Raw genomic sequence first — 16,937 nt, forward strand, 5'->3', positions numbered from 1 at the left:
TTTGTTATGATTGCAAGTTGTAATTGAAAAAATCAGAGGTAAAGATATGGAATGGAAAATAGGTAACGTAACGATTCCTAATCAAATTGTTGTTGCGCCTATGGCAGGGATAACTAATTCTTCTTTTCGAGTGACCGCAAGGGAATTTGGAGCAGGATTAGTTGTTTGCGAGATGATCAGTGGTCAAGGTATTAAATATCATAATCAAAAAACTTTGAACATGCTGTTCGTTGATCCTAAAGAACATCCAATCAGTATTCAAATATTTGGCGGTGACAAAGAATCTCTCGTTCAAGCTGCACGTTATGTGGCAGAAAATACTAGTGCTGATATTATTGATATCAATATGGGCTGTCCCGTAAAGAAAGTTACTAAGACAGGCGCTGGTTCAAGTTGGCTGAAAGATCCTGAGGCTTTATATGATGCTGTCAAAGCAGTGAATTTGGCTATCGATAAGCCATTAACCGTCAAGATGAGAACTGGTTGGGATAATGACCATATCTTAGCCATTGAAAATGCATTGGCTGCTCAAGAGGCAGGAGCTAGTGCGGTTGCGATGCACGGTCGTACCAAAACTCAAATGTATGCTGGACACTCCGATTGGGAAATTTTACATGAAGTGGCGCAAAATCTAACTATTCCTTTTATGGGGAATGGTGATGTCAAAACGCCGCAAGATGCTAAAACGATGATTGAAGATGTTGGAGCGGATGCCGTTATGGTTGGTCGAGCTGTTTTAGGAAATCTTTGGCGTTTAAATGAAATGAATCATTATTTGGAAACGGGCGAAATACTGCCTGAGCCAACCGTCAGAGAAAAAATTAATATAGCTAAACTTCAACTCCAACGTCTGGTAGACTTAAAAGGTGAGCATGTTGGTGTTCCAGAATTTCGTCAACAGGCAGCATATTATCTAAAGGGGATTCCCCATGCAGTCAGAACTCGTGCTAAAGTAGTAAATGAAAATTCTATGCAGGCCGTGTTCGATACGCTAGATCAATTTGTTGAAAGTTACGAAAAGCGAGAAGCTAGATCTGCAAAAACTTCGTAGACAGGGGGAAAAATTTTGAGTAACGAAAATAAAAAGAAGCAACCAACTAAAGAAGATATAAAGAAGAAGCGAGTAATGAATGACCAATTGAAGGTTAGACGTGAAAAACTTCAAGAATTGTATGATGAAGGAATTGATCCATTCGGTTCAAGATTTGAAAGAACGGCTTTGGCTCAAGAGATACATGACAAATACGGCGATGAGGACAAAGAAGTTCTTGAAGAACAAGATTTGCCATGTGTTATTGCTGGTCGTATGATGTCAAAACGTGGTAAAGGTAAAGTTGGATTTGCTGATATCCGTGATAGAAGTGGCAAAATTCAAATTTATGTTCGTAAAGATGTTGTTGGCGAAGAAAACTACCATATCTTTAAACGTGCTGATATTGGTGATTATCTAGGTATTCACGGTGAAATCATGAAAACTGATATGGGTGAATTAACTGTTAAAGTTACTCATATAACAATGTTGTCTAAATCACTCCGTCCCTTACCAGATAAGTTCCATGGTTTGACTAATGTTGAACAAATTTATCGTCAAAGATATTTGGACTTAATTGCTAATCAGGATAGTTTTGATCGTTTCAAGAAACGTACCAAAATTATTTCTGCAATTCGTGAATATTTAGACGGCGAAGGTTTTATGTCTGTTGAAACTCCAGTTTTGAATACTCAAGCTGGTGGTGCTAGTGCTAGACCATTTATTACACATCACAATGCGCTTGATATGGAAATGTATCTACGAATTGCGCTTGAATTGCCATTGAAGAGATTAATCGTTGGTGGTTTCGAACGTGTTTATGAAATTGGACGTGCTTTCCGTAACGAAGGTTTGGATACACAACATAATCCTGAATATACATCATTGGAAACATATGCAGCTTATTGGGATATGACAGATGTTATGAAAGAAGTCGAAGGACTCTTCAGACATGCTGCTCAAAAGGCTAATGGAACACAAACAGTTACTTATCAAGGCGAAGAAATTGACCTAAGTAAGCCATTTAAGCGCATCAAGATGGTTGATGCAATTAAAGAACAAACTGGTATCGACTTTAGTCAAGATATGGATCTTGAACAAGCACGTAAGTTAGCTGATGAAAAGGGTGTTCATTATGAAGAATTCTGGGGCGTTGGTCATATCATCGCTGAATTCTTCGAAGAATTTGTTGAAGATACTTTGAAAGAACCTACTTTCATTTATGAGTATCCACTTGAAGTTTCACCATTAGCTAAGAAGAGCAAGGATAATCCTAACTTTACAGATCGTTTTGAAATTTATATCCTTGGTCATGAGTTTGGTAACGCCTTTACTGAGTTGAATGATCCAATTGATCAAAGACAACGTTTCGAAGCACAAGCTGCTGAACGTGAAAAAGGTAATGACGAAGCTGAGCATATTGATAATGATTTCGTTGAAGCTATGGAATATGGTATGCCACCAACAGGTGGACTAGGTATTGGTGTTGATCGTTTGGTTATGCTATTGACAGATGCTCCATCAATTCGTGACGTTATTTTGTTCCCAACTATGAGACCAGAAGATAATACAAATAATGAAGAATAATTTTAAGAAAGTTGTCCCTAATTTTAAGGACAGCTTTTTTTTGTCTCTCCACCTAGATTTTATATTTTTTTATGTACAGTCATGATGATCATTTACATTTGCTATTTCAATAATTGTTTAATCTAAGTTGTTAGTCGAAAGATTAATCAATATTCTTAATTTGATTTCGTGCCTAACTACGTTCCAGCCAAAATTTTTTCTCACCCTAGAACTGGCAGTGAACCGCCACAAAATCATCTTTTAAAAAATTGAATTAAGTTCAAAATTTTCGTTGACAATATTTATAAGCAAAAGGTATACTAATATAGTTGTTTCGAACGAGAAACACTATGGAGGATTAGCTCAGCTGGGAGAGCATCTGCCTTACAAGCAGGAGGTCACAGGTTCGATCCCTGTATCCTCCATTAAGCAAAATGCTTAGTGGATTTTCATAAAGCTTTTGCGGGTGTGGCGGAATTGGCAGACGCGCTAGATTTAGGTTCTAGTGTCCTTTGGACATGAAGGTTCAAGTCCTTTCACCCGTATTGATAATTGGTCTTGCAAAATGATTGATTATTGTGTATTATGTTAAATGTTGTTTGGCATAATGCCGACTTAGCTCAGTTGGCAGAGCACCTGTCTTGTAAACAGGGGGTCGGAGGTTCGAATCCTCTAGTCGGCATCAACATAATGCGGAAGTAGTTCAGTGGTAGAACATCACCTTGCCATGGTGGGGGTCGCGGGTTCGAATCCCGTCTTCCGCTTTCATTATAGTAACGCCGGGGTGGCGGAACTGGCAGACGCACAGGACTTAAAATCCTGCGGTAAGTAATTACCGTACCGGTTCGATTCCGGTCCTCGGCACTATAATGAATATGCACCTATAGCGCAATTGGATAGAGTGTCTGACTACGAATCAGAAGGTTGTAGGTTCGACTCCTACTAGGTGCATTTGTTTTATTTCGGGAAGTGGCTCAGCTTGGTAGAGCACCTGGTTTGGGACCAGGGGGTCGCAGGTTCGAATCCTGTCTTCCCGATAGACAATGTATGTTGTCAGTATCATAGTTTTTGGCGGTGTAGCTCAGCTGGCTAGAGCGTCCGGTTCATACCCGGGAGGTCGGGGGTTCGATCCCCTTCGCCGCTATTATTCCGGACCTTTAGCTCAGTTGGTTAGAGCAGGCGGCTCATAACCGCTCGGTCGTAGGTTCGAGTCCTACAGGGTCCATCATTTAGCATGGACCTTAACAATTATTGTTATCGCGGGATGGAGCAGTCTGGTAGCTCNCAGAGAATAATAGTTAAAAGGGTAATTAATTCTGTTAAAGGATTGATTGCCTTTTTTCGTTCTCTATAGATTTTGTTATATAATATTGTGACTGTTCCAAATTGGAAATATGATTTAAGCGTATTAATTTTGGGAATGTGTTAGGATTCTAGTTGAGAGCAATTGATATGGAAAAATAAATATTAATTGTTTCTTTAATAGACATAAGTTAAATTAATTGCTTTTTTTTAAAACATAATTATACTTTCTAAACAGACACTTAAAAAGTAGAGGTAACGTTAATGGACAAAGTATTTACCGAAAGCGCCAAGAATGCACTTGTTTTAGCACAAGAACAAGCTAAGACATTTCACCATAATGCTGTTGGGACTGAGCAAATCTTGCTAGGACTAACAATGGAAAATGATGGTATCGCCGGTATTACTTTGAGAGATCTAGCTGTAAGTGATCGAGATGTTGAAGAGGAGATTGAACATCTGACAGGTTATGGGGATGTCTCATCTAATACTGCTAAGGGAATATATCTACCTTATTCGCCTAAAGGCCAATTAATTTTAAGCGATGCGGAAGAGACTTCAAATGTCTACAAAGCTAACCGTATTGGTACAGAACATATTCTGTTAGCTATTCTTGATGACGCTGATAATTTAGCAAATCGAATTCTAGTTAATCTAGGACTCAGCTTGGCAAAGACAAAGTCATTGCTCTTAAGCAAAATGGGTATGTCTAATAAGGCGGCTCGTCGTGGTTTTGCATCTAGCCTAGCTAATAAGCAGAAGAAACAACAAGCACAAGCTAATGGTGGTACACCAACACTTGATTCTTTAGCTCGTGATCTTACTAAAATGGCTCAAGACAACCAAATTGATCCTGTAATTGGACGTCAAAAAGAGGTTGAAAGAACGATTCAGATCCTTAGTCGTAGAACTAAGAATAATCCGGTTCTAGTAGGTGAACCAGGTGTTGGTAAGACAGCAATTGCCGAGGGATTGGCTATTGCTATCATTAAAAAAGAAGTTCCTATTGATATGCAAAACAAACGAATCATGATGCTCGATATGGGTTCATTAGTTGCAGGAACTAAGTATCGTGGTGAATTTGAAGATCGTTTAAAGAAAGTTATTGAAGAAATTTATCAAGATAAACACGTAATTCTATTTATTGATGAATTGCATACCTTAATTGGTGCCGGTGGGGCTGAAGGCGCTATTGATGCTTCAAATATTTTGAAGCCTGCTTTAGCTCGTGGCGAACTCCAATTAATTGGAGCAACAACTTCTAATGAGTATCAAAAGTATATTGAAAAAGATACTGCTTTGGAACGTCGCTTTGCCAAAGTTCATGTAGAAGAACCTACAGCTGAAGACTCTGTTAAGATTCTGGAGGGTCTACGTCCAAGATATGAACAACATCACGATTTGACTATCTCAGATGAAGCGGTTGAAGCTGCAGTACGTTTTTCAACTCGTTACTTAACCAACCGTTTTCTACCTGATAAGGCAATTGATTTGATGGATGAGGCTTCTGCTAAAGTAAGAATTCATAATGTTTCTAAAAATAACAAGTTGGATGAATTGACTGATCAGGCTATGAAGCTTGTGAACGATAAGAACAATGCAATCTTAGATCAGGATTTTGAAAAAGCTGCTAAGATTCGTGAACAGGAACAAGATATTCAAGAAAAAATTAGTAAGCTAAAAGAAAAAGACACTGATAGTAATAAAAAGCCTGTTGTAACGGCTGATGATATTGCTGAAGTTATTGCTCAATGGACTGGCGTACCAGTTAAGCAAATTACTCGTAAGGAAAGTGAAAAATTACTTAACCTTGAAAAAGAATTACATAAACGAGTTATTGGACAAGATAGTGCAATTAATGCAGTGTCTCGAGCTATTCGCCGTGCTAGAAGTGGTATGAAAGATCCTAACCGTCCAATTGGTTCCTTCATGTTCCTAGGGCCTACTGGTGTAGGTAAGACTGAATTAGCTAAATCAATTGCTGAAGTAATGTTTGGCTCAGAGGACAATTTGATTCGTGTCGATATGTCTGAATATATGGAACAATATAGTACTTCTAAATTAATCGGTTCAGCTCCTGGATATGTTGGTTTTGATGATGGTGGTCAATTAACTGAAAAAGTTCGAAATGAACCATACTCAGTTGTGCTTTTAGATGAAGTAGAAAAGGCGCATCCTGATGTCTTTAACATTTTGCTTCAAGTATTGGATGATGGTATTTTAACTGATGCTAAGGGCCATAAAGTTGACTTTAGAAATACTATTATCATTATGACTTCTAACTTAGGTGCTAGATCTCTAGAAGATGATAAAGAAGTCGGCTTTGGTGCTAAGGATGTTCGAAACGACTATAAAGAGATGCAGGGTCGAATTGATTCTGAATTGAAGAAATTCTTCCGTCCAGAATTCTTAAATCGTATTGATGAAACAATTGTCTTCAAGGCACTTGATAAAGTTCAATTGAAAGAAATTGCTAAGATTATGAGCAATAATTTGAGAAAACGTTTGGCTGAAAGAGAAATCAAACTAGTTATTTCTCCAACTGCCTACAATGATCTTGTTAAAGATGGTTACAATCCAGAATATGGTGCGCGTCCAATGAGAAGAACCATTCAAAGAGAGATTGAAGATCCAGTTAGTGAGCAACTCTTGATGGGTAAGGTAAGAGCTGGCGATTCAATCAAAGTGGGTTCTAAGAAGGGTAGCTTAACTATTACAGTTGAAAAGCTTGAAGCCAAGAAACCAGTCACTAACCAAAAGTGAGTTCTTGACTATTGACAAGAAGAGTGTATGAGAGTATTATTTTTTTTGAGATTCAAAGTTCAAATCGCTAATCACGATCTATTGTCCGTGGTTATGCCAAATAAAAAACACAAAAATAGATATTTGATTCTATTTTTGGTTTTTTTTTGCCTAAAAACAGGTCTAAAAAGCGTTTTCAGGTAAATTGTAATCAAAATGTAATATTTGCTGATTGCGATTTGAACAAATTAAATGTTGAGGTGAAAAATTTGACTTATCATAACGTTAATTATGGTGCACACCGTGTTCGTCGTAGTTATGCAAAGATCAAGGAAGTACTTCCTTTGCCAAATTTGATTGACATCCAAACAAATTCTTATAACTGGTTCTTAGATGAAGGACTTAAAGATATGTTTGATGATATTATGCCAATCGATGATTTTGCAGGAAATCTTTCTTTGGAATACGTCGATTACAAGTTGCTCGAACCAAAATATACTGTTGATGAAGCAAGACAACATGATGCTAACTACTCAGCACCATTACATGTAACTTTAAAATTGACTAATCATGAAACTGGTGAAATCAAGACTCAAGATGTTTTCTTTGGTGACTTCCCACTCATGACAGATGAAGGTAATTTCATCATCAACGGTGCTGAACGTGTTATTGTTTCCCAATTAGTACGTTCTCCTGGTATTTATTACAATCAAGATACAGATAAGAATGGTCGTATCAATTATGGTACAACTGTTATCCCTAACCGTGGTGCTTGGTTGGAATATGAAACAGATGCTAAAGGTTTAGGTTATGTAAGAATCGATAGAACTAGAAAATTACCTATTTCTGAATTAGTTAGAGCTCTTGGCTTTGGCGAAGATTCTGAAATTCTTGATATTTTTGGCGATAACGATACTTTGAACCTTACTCTTGAAAAAGATGTTCATAAGGATACAAGTGACTCACGTGTTGAGGAAGCTTTAAAGGATATCTATGAAAGACTCCGTCCTGGTGAACCAAAGACTGCAGATAGTTCTCGTTCATTGCTATATGCTAGATTCTTTGACCCACGTAGATATGATTTAGCTCCCGTTGGTCGTTACAAGATCAATAAGAAGTTAAACCTTAAGACAAGACTTTTGAATAAGACTTTGGCTGAAACATTAGCTGATCCAGACACTGGTGAAGTTGTGCTTGCTAAAGATACTTTAATTGACCGTGATGCAATGAACAAACTTACTCCTTATCTTGAAAGAGATGACTTTAAGACTGTTACATTACAACCTTCTGATGAGGGTGTCTTAACAGACCCAGTCACTGTTCAAATTATTAAAGTATATTCAGAAACTGACAATGAAAAAGTTGTTAATATGATCGGTAATGGTCATATTCCAGAAACAAACCGTACAATTACACCAGCTGATATTTTGGCAGGTATCAATTACTTCTTGAACTTAAAAGAAGGCATTGGTAACACTGATGATATTGATCACTTGGGTAATCGTCGTATTCGTTCAGTTGGTGAATTGTTACAAAATCAATTCCGTATTGGTTTGTCACGTATGGAACGTGTTGTACGTGAAAGAATGTCAATTCAAGATTCATCTACTGTTACACCTCAACAATTGATTAATATCAGACCAGTTGTTGCTTCAATTAAGGAATTCTTTGGTTCATCACAATTGTCACAATTCATGGATCAAACTAATCCACTTGGAGAACTAGAACACAAGCGTCGTCTATCAGCTCTTGGACCTGGTGGTTTGACTCGTGATCGTGCCGGATATGAAGTTCGTGATGTTCACTATACTCATTATGGTCGTATGTGTCCTATTGAAACTCCCGAAGGTCCTAATATCGGACTTATTAATAACTTGGCTTCATATGCCATTATTAACAAGTATGGTTTCATTGAAACTCCATATCGTCGTGTTTCATGGGATACTCATAAAGTTACTGATAAGATCGATTATTTGACTGCTGATGAGGAAGATAACTATGTTGTTGCCCAAGCAAATACACCATTAAATGATGATGGTTCATTTACTGACGATACTATCTTGGCTCGTCACAAGGATGACAATATTGAAACAAGTCCTGAAAAAGTCGATTACATGGATGTTTCTCCTAAACAAGTAGTTTCTGTAGCTACTGCATGTATTCCTTTCTTGGAAAATGATGATTCTAACCGTGCTTTGATGGGTGCTAACATGCAACGTCAAGCTGTTCCTTTGATCAATCCACATGCTCCACTTGTTGGTACTGGTATGGAATATATTGCTGCCCATGATTCTGGTGCTGCCTTGTTGGCTAGCCATGCTGGTGTAGTTGAATATGTTGATGCTAAGAAGATCACTATCAAACGTGATGAAGATGGTACAACTGACGATTACAAAGTAACTAAGTTCCGTCGTTCAAATAATGGTAAGAGTTACAACCAAAGACCTATTGTCCACAAGGATGAAAAGGTTAAGAAGGGTGAAATTATTGCCGATGGTCCTGCTATGGAAAACGGCGAATTAGCTCTTGGTCAAAACCCACTTATCGCCTTTATGACATGGAACATGTATAACTATGAAGATGCGATTGTTCTTTCAGAGAAATTAGTTCGTGAAGATGCATATACTTCAATTCATATTGAAGAATACGAATCAGAAGCACGTGATACTAAACTTGGACCTGAGGAAATCACTCGTGAAATTCCTAATGTTGGTGAAGATTCATTGAAGGATCTTGACGAATTCGGAATTATCCGTGTTGGTGCTGAAGTGCGCGATGGCGATATCTTAGTTGGTAAAGTTACACCTAAGGGTGTTACTGAATTATCAGCCGAAGAAAGATTGCTACATGCTATCTTTGGTGAAAAAGCTCGTGAAGTTCGTGATACTTCACTTCGTGTACCACATGGTGGTGGCGGAATTATCCAAGACGTTAAAGTCTTTACTCGTGAAGCCGGAGACGAACTTGATCCTGGTGTTAACATGTTAGTTCGTGTTTACATTGCTCAAAAGCGTAAGATTCAAGTTGGTGACAAGATGTCAGGTCGTCATGGTAACAAAGGTACTGTTTCAATTGTTGTACCTGAAGAAGATATGCCATATATGCCAGATGGTACTCCAGTAGACATTCTATTGAACCCAATGGGTGTTCCATCACGTATGAATATTGGACAAGTTCTTGATCTTCACTTAGGTATGGCTGCTAGAAAACTTGGTATCCATGTTTCAACACCTGTTTTTGATGGTGTAAGCAATGACGAACTTTGGGACATTGTTAAGGAAGCTGATATGGATTCAGATGGTAAGTCAATTCTTTATGATGGACGTACTGGTGAACCATTCAAGAATCGTGTTGCTGTTGGTGTCATGTACTACTTGAAACTAGCTCACATGGTTGATGATAAACTTCATGCTCGTTCAATCGGACCATACTCACTAGTTACTCAACAACCACTTGGTGGTAAAGCACAATTTGGTGGTCAGAGATTTGGTGAAATGGAAGTTTGGGCTCTTGAAGCTTATGGTGCCGCATATACACTACAAGAAATCTTGACATACAAGTCTGATGATATCGTTGGACGTGTTAAGACTTATGAGGCTATCGTCAAGGGTGAAAGTATTCCTAAACCTGGTGTTCCTGAATCATTCCGTGTTCTTGTTAAAGAATTACAAGCTCTAGGACTAGACATGAAGGTCTTAGATTCACATAAGAAAGAAATTGAACTTAGAGATATGGACGATGATGAAGATACTGTAAGTATTGACGCTCTATCTAAGTTTGCTAAACAACAAGAACAAAAACGTGCTGAAGAAGAAGCTAAAAAGCTCGAAGCATCTAAAGATTCAGCCGAATCAACTAGTACAAAATCAGAAAACTAGTCAAAACTTTAGGGAGGTTACCTTTTGATAGACGTTAATAAATTCGAAAGTATGCAAATTGGTTTAGCATCTCCGGACAAGATTCGTAGTTGGTCTTATGGAGAAGTTAAGAAACCAGAAACTATCAACTACCGTACTTTGAAACCAGAAAAAGATGGTCTATTCGATGAAAGAATTTTCGGACCAACTAAAGACTGGGAATGTGCCTGTGGTAAATACAAACGTATCCGTTATAAGGGTATTGTCTGTGACCGCTGTGGTGTTGAAGTTACTCGTTCAAAAGTTCGTCGTGAACGTATGGCTCATATCGAACTAGCAGCCCCTGTATCACATATCTGGTACTTTAAGGGTATCCCATCACGTATGGGACTTGTTTTGGACATGAGTCCAAGAAACTTGGAAGAAGTAATCTACTTTGCATCATATGTAGTTATTGACCCAGGTGACACAGATCTAGAAAAGAAACAATTATTAACTGAAACTGAATATCGTAAGAAACGTGAAGAATTTGGTGACAAGTTCGTTGCTAAGATGGGTGCTGAAGGTGTCCGTGATTTACTTAGCCAAGTTGATATGGATACTGAAGTTAAAGAGTTACGTGAAACATTGAAGACTGCTCAAGGTCAAAAACGTACACGTGCTATCAGACGTTTGGACATTTTAAGTGCTTTCCAAAAGTCAGGCAACAAACCTGAATGGATGGTAATGGAAGCAATTCCCGTTATCCCACCTGATCTTCGTCCAATGGTTCAACTTGAAGGTGGCCGTTTCGCCACTTCCGATTTGAACGATTTATATCGTCGTGTTATTAACCGTAATAACCGTTTGAAGAGATTGTTGGATCTACATGCTCCTAGCATCATTGTTCAAAATGAAAAGAGAATGTTGCAAGAAGCTGTTGATGCTTTGATTGATAATGGTCGTCGTGGCCGTCCTGTTACAGGACCTGGTAATCGTCCATTGAAGTCACTTTCACATATGCTTAAAGGTAAGCAAGGACGTTTCCGTCAAAACTTACTTGGTAAACGTGTTGATTATTCAGGACGTTCAGTTATCGATGTTGGTCCTACTTTGAAGTTCTACCAATGTGGATTACCTCGTGAAATGGCTTTGGAATTATTCAAACCATTCGTTATGCATGAACTTGTTAAGAGAGAAATTGCTTCTAACGTCAAGAATGCTAGAAGAAAGATCGATCGCCAAGATGATGACATTTGGGATGTACTAGAAGACGTTATTAAAGAACGTCCAGTATTACTTAACCGTGCCCCTACACTTCATAGACTTGGTATTCAAGCCTTTGAACCTGTATTGGTTGATGGTAAATCAATGCGTTTGCATCCACTTGCTTGTGAAGCTTACAATGCCGATTTTGATGGGGATCAGATGGCTATCCACGTTCCTTTATCAGATGAAGCCCAAGCTGAAGCTCGTATGTTGATGCTTGCTGCTCACCATATTCTTGCTCCTAAAGATGGTAAGCCTATCGTTACTCCTTCACAGGATGTTGTTTTAGGTAACTACTATCTAACAATTGAAACAAGACATATGACTGGTGAAGGTAAGATCTTCAAGGATGCTAATGAAGTTCAAATTGCATTACTAAATGGTGATATTCACTATCATACAAGAATTGGTATTGCTGTTGATTCAATGCCTAACAAGCCTTTCAAGGATGAACAACGTGATAAGATCATGATTACCTCTGTTGGTAAAGTAATCTTTAACGAAATTCTTCCTGAAGACTTCCCATATTTAAACGAACCAACTGATGATAATTTGACACACGGTGTTCCTGATAAGTACTTCCTTGGTAAAGGGGAAGACATTCACCAACGTCTTGATGAAATGGACCTAATCGATCCATTGAAGAGTGGATATCTTTCAGATATCATTGCTCAAGTATTCAAGATCTACCGTGTTCAAAGAACATCATCATTACTTGATGATATGAAGACATTAGGTTACACAATTTGTACATTGTCTGGTTTAACAGTTGGTGTTACAGATGTTCCTAACCTAACTCAAAAGCCTGAAATCATTGAAAAAGCCCACAAACAAGTTGCTTCAATTTCTAAGCAATTCCGTCGTGGTTTAATCACTGACTCAGAACGACATGATCGTGTTATCAGTGTTTGGAATGATACAAAGGATGAAATTCAACAATTGTTGATCGATTCATTTGATCCTACAAACCCTATTTCAATGATGTCTGATTCTGGTGCCCGTGGTAACATCTCAAACTTTACACAGCTAGCCGGTATGCGTGGATTAATGGCCGCTCCTAATGGTGGTATGATGGAAATTCCTGTTATTTCTAACTTCCGTGAAGGACTAACAGTTATGGAAATGTTCATGTCAACCCATGGTGCCCGTAAAGGTATGACCGATACAGCCTTGAAGACAGCCAACTCTGGTTACTTGACTCGTCGTTTGGTTGATGTTGCTCAAGATGTTATTGTTCGTGAAGAAGATTGTGGTACTGACCGTGGACTTGTTGTAAGTTCCATTATGGAAGGTACAGATATGATTGAACCATTGTATGACAGACTTGTTGGTCGTTATACACAAAAGACAGTTAAAGATCCTAAGACAGGCGACGTTATCGTACCTCGTGGTGTCATGATGGATGAAACTCTTGCTCAAAAAGTTGTTGACGCTGGTGTTACACACGTTACAATTCGTTCAGCATTCACATGTGATACAAAACATGGTGTATGTAAGAAATGTTACGGTCGTAACCTTGCTACTGGTGAAGAGGTTGAAATTGGTGAGGCAGTTGGTACAGTTGCCGCTCAATCAATCGGTGAACCAGGTACACAATTAACTATGAGAAACTTCCATACCGGTGGTGTTGCTGGTGGCGATGATATTACTCAAGGACTTCCTCGTGTTCAAGAAATTGTTGAAGCTAGAAATCCTAAAGGTCTTGCTGTTATTTCTGAAGTTGATGGTACTGTTACAGCAATTGATGAAAATCCAGCAGAACACACTAAGGAAATTACTGTCGATGGTGACATCGATTCTAGAACTTATAGTGTTCCTTATACATCAAGTGTTGCGGTTGCCGAAGGCGATCACGTTAAACGTGGTGGTAAGTTAACACAAGGTTCAATCGATCCTAAGGAATTAATTAAGGTTACAAACGTCCTACATACAGAAAACTACTTACTTGCTGAAGTTCAAAAAGTTTACCGTATGCAAGGTGTTGATATTTCTGATAAGCATTTCGAAGTTATGATTAGACAAATGATCAGAAAGATCCGTATTCTTGATCCTGGTGATACAGATGTATTACCTGGTCAATTGATGGATATTTCTCAATTTACTGACCATAACCGTGAGACATTGTTCAATGGCGGTATTCCTGCTACTGGACGTCCTGTTCTTCTTGGTATTACTAAAGCATCTCTTGAAACAAACAGTTTCTTGTCAGCTGCTTCCTTCCAGGAAACAACAAGAGTTCTTACAGATGCATCAATCAGAGGTAAGAATGATCCACTTCTTGGTCTTAAGGAAAATGTTATTATTGGTAAACTTATCCCTGCCGGTACTGGTATGGCTAAGTACAACCATATGGAACCTAAGAAAGTCGGCCCTATGGCAGATAATTCTTTAAATGGTGCCTATACAATTTCTGATATCGAAGCTCAAATGAAAGCTGACGATGCAGCTAAAGAAGAAAAACATTAATTAGGTAAAAATAAAGAAGCTAGTCTTTTTAGATAAAGGCTAGCTTTTTTTGTATAATGAAATAGAAAAATAATTTGGAGGTTAAGGATTTGCAAAAACAAAAATTAGCTTACAAAGACGTTAAATTTAATTTAGATACTTATTGGCTAGATCCAATTTCTGATTATGATGAACCAGTAGATCATCCTTTAGCAATAATTTGTCCGGGTGGAGCTTTTAAGTTTTTGACTGATCGGGAAGCCCAACCGATAGCCTTTAAATTCAATGCGGCAGGAATGCATGCTTTAGTTTTAGATTATCAATTAATTGATGATAATCATGCAGTTTATCCTTTGGCCTTACAGGAATTAGCTACAACTTTGAATTGGCTCAAAACTCAAACAGACCATCATATCGATTTGGAAAAAATAGTTTTGATGGGATTTTCAGCAGGTAGTCATGTAGTTGCCAATTTTAATTCGATTATGTTAGATCCAGAGCAGCGCTCTCAGATTTTTGCGGAAGATTTAACAGTTGAACCAAGCGCTAATATTTTAAGCTATCCTGTGATTGATATGACCATTGGCTGGCCTAAAGATGAAGATTGGGCAATGAAAATAGCCCCAGATATTTATTATTGGCAAGCTCAAGAGCATTTGACCAAACATGGTAAACCGACATTCATTTGGCAAACAGTGACTGACAATACTGTGCCAGTGATGAATTCTATACTCTATGCCCAAAAGATGGATATGTTAGGCATTCCATATGAAATGCATCTCTTTGGGTCAGGGGATCACGGATTATCATTAGGAACATATGTTACTCAGGCTCCGGGTAACGCGGCTAATTTAAATGCGTATGATGTTAAATGGTGGGAGCTATGCCTTAATTGGCTGAAACTACGACAAATTTTGCCAAGGCTTTAATTGAAAGATCAGATAGATTATTCCTGTTGCTACGGTTAGGTAGGGAATGAATCTAAATGATCTTTTTTTATTGACCGCAAAGGCTAAAAGACAGAAAAAACAAGCTAATAAGACAATTGAAAGGATGGTTTGCAGATTAAACAGCAAGCTTAGAACAGCGATAATTTCGACATCCCCTAAACCTAAAGGATGATTTTGGGCTAGGAGCCACAAAACTATGTAGACACTTAGTCCGGTTATGATATGCAAGTTAGGCAGCAGCCAAATTAATGAAGGCAAGCTAATTAAATAAAAAATAGGATAGATATACCCGAAGAAGCCGTCGGTAAAGCTAAGAAGCACTAACATTACGAAGATCGGTAGATAATACCAAGCACCGGAGTGAACAATGATCAGCCAGATAACTCCACCAATAAATTCCCAGAAGGGATTTTGAAAATCAATTTGATTTTTGCACTGAGAGCACTTACCATGAACTATGAAATAACCTATTATAGGTATAATTTCGAACCATCGTAAAATCCTACCGCAATAGTCACAGTGAGAGCGCCTAGTAAAGCTTATCTGTGGGTAATCATATGCAATTACTTTTAGAAAGGAGATAATGCAAGCTCCTAGTATAAAAATCAAAGAATATAAGAAGTATTTCATTTTTATCACCTCAAAAAAAATTACGAAGAAATTGTGGAGAACTTTTTAATAGTTGCATTGACATGGCTTTTTTTAGATGGTATTCTAGTAGACGTGCTTTTATTGGCAGCAATATTAGTTTGTTTATTAAATATAAAGCTCGAAACGTACGCCACCTCTAGTGGTTTATTATTTTACAAAATTATGAACCACCTGGATGTGTGTACTTAAATTTTTAGGAGGAACTTTGAATGCCTACAATTAATCAATTAGTTCGCAAAGGCCGTAAGTCAACAGTATCTAAATCAGATGCTCCTGCATTGAACTTTGGCTACAATAGTATGAAGAAAGTTGCTACAAAGAACCCAGCTCCACAAAAACGTGGTGTTGCAACTCGTGTCGGAACAATGACACCTAAGAAACCTAACTCTGCCCTACGTAAGTATGCCCGTGTTAGATTATCAAACCTTATTGAAGTAACAGCATATATCCCTGGTATTGGTCATAACCTACAAGAGCATAGTGTTGTCCTTGTCCGTGGTGGACGTGTAAAGGATCTACCTGGTGTTCGTTATCACGTTGTTCGTGGTGCCTTAGATACAGCCGGTGTTGATGGACGTATGCAAAGTCGTTCAAAATATGGTGCTAAGAAGCCTAAGAAATAACAATTAATCATTTTAATGAAATAATGTAATAACGGAGGAATTTTTTATGCGTAAAGGTAGAGCTCCAAAACGTGATGTTTTGCCAGATCCAATGTACAACTCAAAGCTAGTAACTCGTTTGATTAACCATTTGATGTATGATGGTAAGAGAGGTACAGCTTCATCAATCCTATATCGTGCATTCGATATTATTAAAGATAAGACAGGTAACGAACCATTGGACGTGTTTGAAGAAGCAATGAACAATGTTATGCCTGTACTTGAAGTTAAGGCTCGCCGTATCGGTGGTTCTAACTATCAAATTCCTATCGAAGTTCGCCCAGATCGTCGTACAACATTGGGTCTTCGTTGGATCACAAGTTATGCTCGTCTACGTGGTGAACATACAATGGACGAACGTCTAGCTAACGAAATTATGGATGCAGCCAACAATACTGGTGCAGCTGTTAAAAAGCGTGAAGATACACATAAGATGGCCGATGCTAACCGTGCATTCGCTCACTATCGCTGGTAGGATCTAGTT

General features: G+C 38.2%; 9 protein-coding genes and 9 tRNA genes. 17 read left to right on the top strand and 1 reads right to left on the bottom strand.

Translation table 11 applies throughout. The annotated features are described in order from the left end of the window. The first annotated feature begins 46 nt into the window (after window positions 1–46). The 15 genes from dusB to FD26_RS01390 all read left to right on the top strand — a co-directional run bounded on the left by dusB (window position 47) and on the right by FD26_RS01390 (window position 15,119). The gene (gene dusB, locus FD26_RS01320) at window positions 47–1,051 is read left to right on the top strand and encodes a tRNA dihydrouridine synthase DusB (protein WP_057866655.1); all 1,005 of its coding nucleotides are present in this window, start codon (window positions 47–49) and stop codon (window positions 1,049–1,051) included. 75 nt (window positions 1,052–1,126) lie between these two features. Then, complete coding sequence (lysS, locus tag FD26_RS01325; protein WP_057866731.1) at window positions 1,127–2,617, top strand: lysine--tRNA ligase; 1,491 nt, start codon at window positions 1,127–1,129, stop codon at window positions 2,615–2,617. A 331-nt stretch (window positions 2,618–2,948) separates the two neighbouring features. Next, window positions 2,949–3,021 (top strand) — tRNA-Val (locus FD26_RS01330). A 37-nt stretch (window positions 3,022–3,058) separates the two neighbouring features. Further along, window positions 3,059–3,141: transfer RNA gene (locus tag FD26_RS01335), tRNA-Leu, on the top strand. 64 nt (window positions 3,142–3,205) lie between these two features. Continuing rightward, window positions 3,206–3,278: transfer RNA gene (locus FD26_RS01340), tRNA-Thr, on the top strand. Between the two features lie 10 nt (window positions 3,279–3,288). Further along, window positions 3,289–3,360 (top strand) — tRNA-Gly (locus tag FD26_RS01345). A 14-nt stretch (window positions 3,361–3,374) separates the two neighbouring features. Continuing rightward, window positions 3,375–3,460: transfer RNA gene (locus tag FD26_RS01350), tRNA-Leu, on the top strand. Between the two features lie 13 nt (window positions 3,461–3,473). Beyond that, window positions 3,474–3,547, top strand: a tRNA-Arg gene (locus tag FD26_RS01355). Window positions 3,548–3,559: 12 nt separating this feature from the next. Next, a tRNA-Pro gene (locus tag FD26_RS01360) sits at window positions 3,560–3,633 on the top strand. A 33-nt stretch (window positions 3,634–3,666) separates the two neighbouring features. Next, window positions 3,667–3,740 (top strand) — tRNA-Met (locus tag FD26_RS01365). Window positions 3,741–3,747: 7 nt separating this feature from the next. Next, a tRNA-Ile gene (locus FD26_RS01370) sits at window positions 3,748–3,821 on the top strand. 341 nt (window positions 3,822–4,162) lie between these two features. Further along, window positions 4,163–6,661 (top strand): ATP-dependent Clp protease ATP-binding subunit, encoded by a 2,499-nt coding sequence (locus FD26_RS01375; protein ID WP_057866656.1) that lies wholly within the window; start codon window positions 4,163–4,165, stop codon window positions 6,659–6,661. Between the two features lie 248 nt (window positions 6,662–6,909). Then, on the top strand, window positions 6,910–10,518 hold the full coding sequence (gene rpoB / locus FD26_RS01380) for a DNA-directed RNA polymerase subunit beta (protein WP_057866657.1): 3,609 nt from the start codon (window positions 6,910–6,912) through the stop codon (window positions 10,516–10,518). A 24-nt stretch (window positions 10,519–10,542) separates the two neighbouring features. Continuing rightward, the gene (rpoC, locus tag FD26_RS01385; RefSeq protein ID WP_057866658.1) at window positions 10,543–14,211 is read left to right on the top strand and encodes a DNA-directed RNA polymerase subunit beta'; all 3,669 of its coding nucleotides are present in this window, start codon (window positions 10,543–10,545) and stop codon (window positions 14,209–14,211) included. An 89-nt stretch (window positions 14,212–14,300) separates the two neighbouring features. Next, a complete protein-coding gene (locus FD26_RS01390) occupies window positions 14,301–15,119 on the top strand; it encodes an alpha/beta hydrolase (protein ID WP_057866659.1) in 819 nt (272 codons plus the stop codon). On the opposite strand, the gene FD26_RS11445 is transcribed toward FD26_RS01390, so the two are convergent. Further along, window positions 15,093–15,770, bottom strand: coding sequence for a prepilin peptidase (locus tag FD26_RS11445; RefSeq protein ID WP_057866660.1), 678 nt, complete (start codon window positions 15,768–15,770; stop codon window positions 15,093–15,095). The two genes, FD26_RS01390 and FD26_RS11445, sit on opposite strands and share 27 nt — an antisense overlap. Before the next feature lie 230 nt (window positions 15,771–16,000). On the opposite strand from FD26_RS11445, the gene rpsL reads away from it, so the two are divergent. Next, window positions 16,001–16,414: a 30S ribosomal protein S12 gene (gene rpsL, locus FD26_RS01400; protein WP_025084405.1), complete on the top strand. Its 414-nt coding sequence runs from the start codon at window positions 16,001–16,003 to the stop codon at window positions 16,412–16,414. 46 nt (window positions 16,415–16,460) lie between these two features. Continuing rightward, a complete protein-coding gene (gene rpsG, locus FD26_RS01405) occupies window positions 16,461–16,928 on the top strand; it encodes a 30S ribosomal protein S7 (RefSeq protein ID WP_057866661.1) in 468 nt (155 codons plus the stop codon). Window positions 16,929–16,937 lie beyond the last annotated feature (9 nt).

Source organism: Companilactobacillus crustorum JCM 15951 (genome assembly GCF_001434585.1).
In the GTDB taxonomy this organism is placed as follows: domain Bacteria; phylum Bacillota; class Bacilli; order Lactobacillales; family Lactobacillaceae; genus Companilactobacillus; species Companilactobacillus crustorum.

What these genes read in the sequence shown, in the direction of transcription:
- rpsG (WP_057866661.1), top strand. Translation starts at nt 16,461, where the DNA reads ATGCGTAAAGGTAGAGCTCCAAAACGTGATGTTTTGCCAGATCCAATG.
- FD26_RS01375 (WP_057866656.1), top strand. Translation starts at nt 4,163, where the DNA reads ATGGACAAAGTATTTACCGAAAGCGCCAAGAATGCACTTGTTTTAGCA.
- FD26_RS11445 (WP_057866660.1), bottom strand. Translation starts at nt 15,770, where the DNA reads ATGAAATACTTCTTATATTCTTTGATTTTTATACTAGGAGCTTGCATT.
- rpsL (WP_025084405.1), top strand. Translation starts at nt 16,001, where the DNA reads ATGCCTACAATTAATCAATTAGTTCGCAAAGGCCGTAAGTCAACAGTA.
- lysS (WP_057866731.1), top strand. Translation starts at nt 1,127, where the DNA reads ATGAATGACCAATTGAAGGTTAGACGTGAAAAACTTCAAGAATTGTAT.
- dusB (WP_057866655.1), top strand. Translation starts at nt 47, where the DNA reads ATGGAATGGAAAATAGGTAACGTAACGATTCCTAATCAAATTGTTGTT.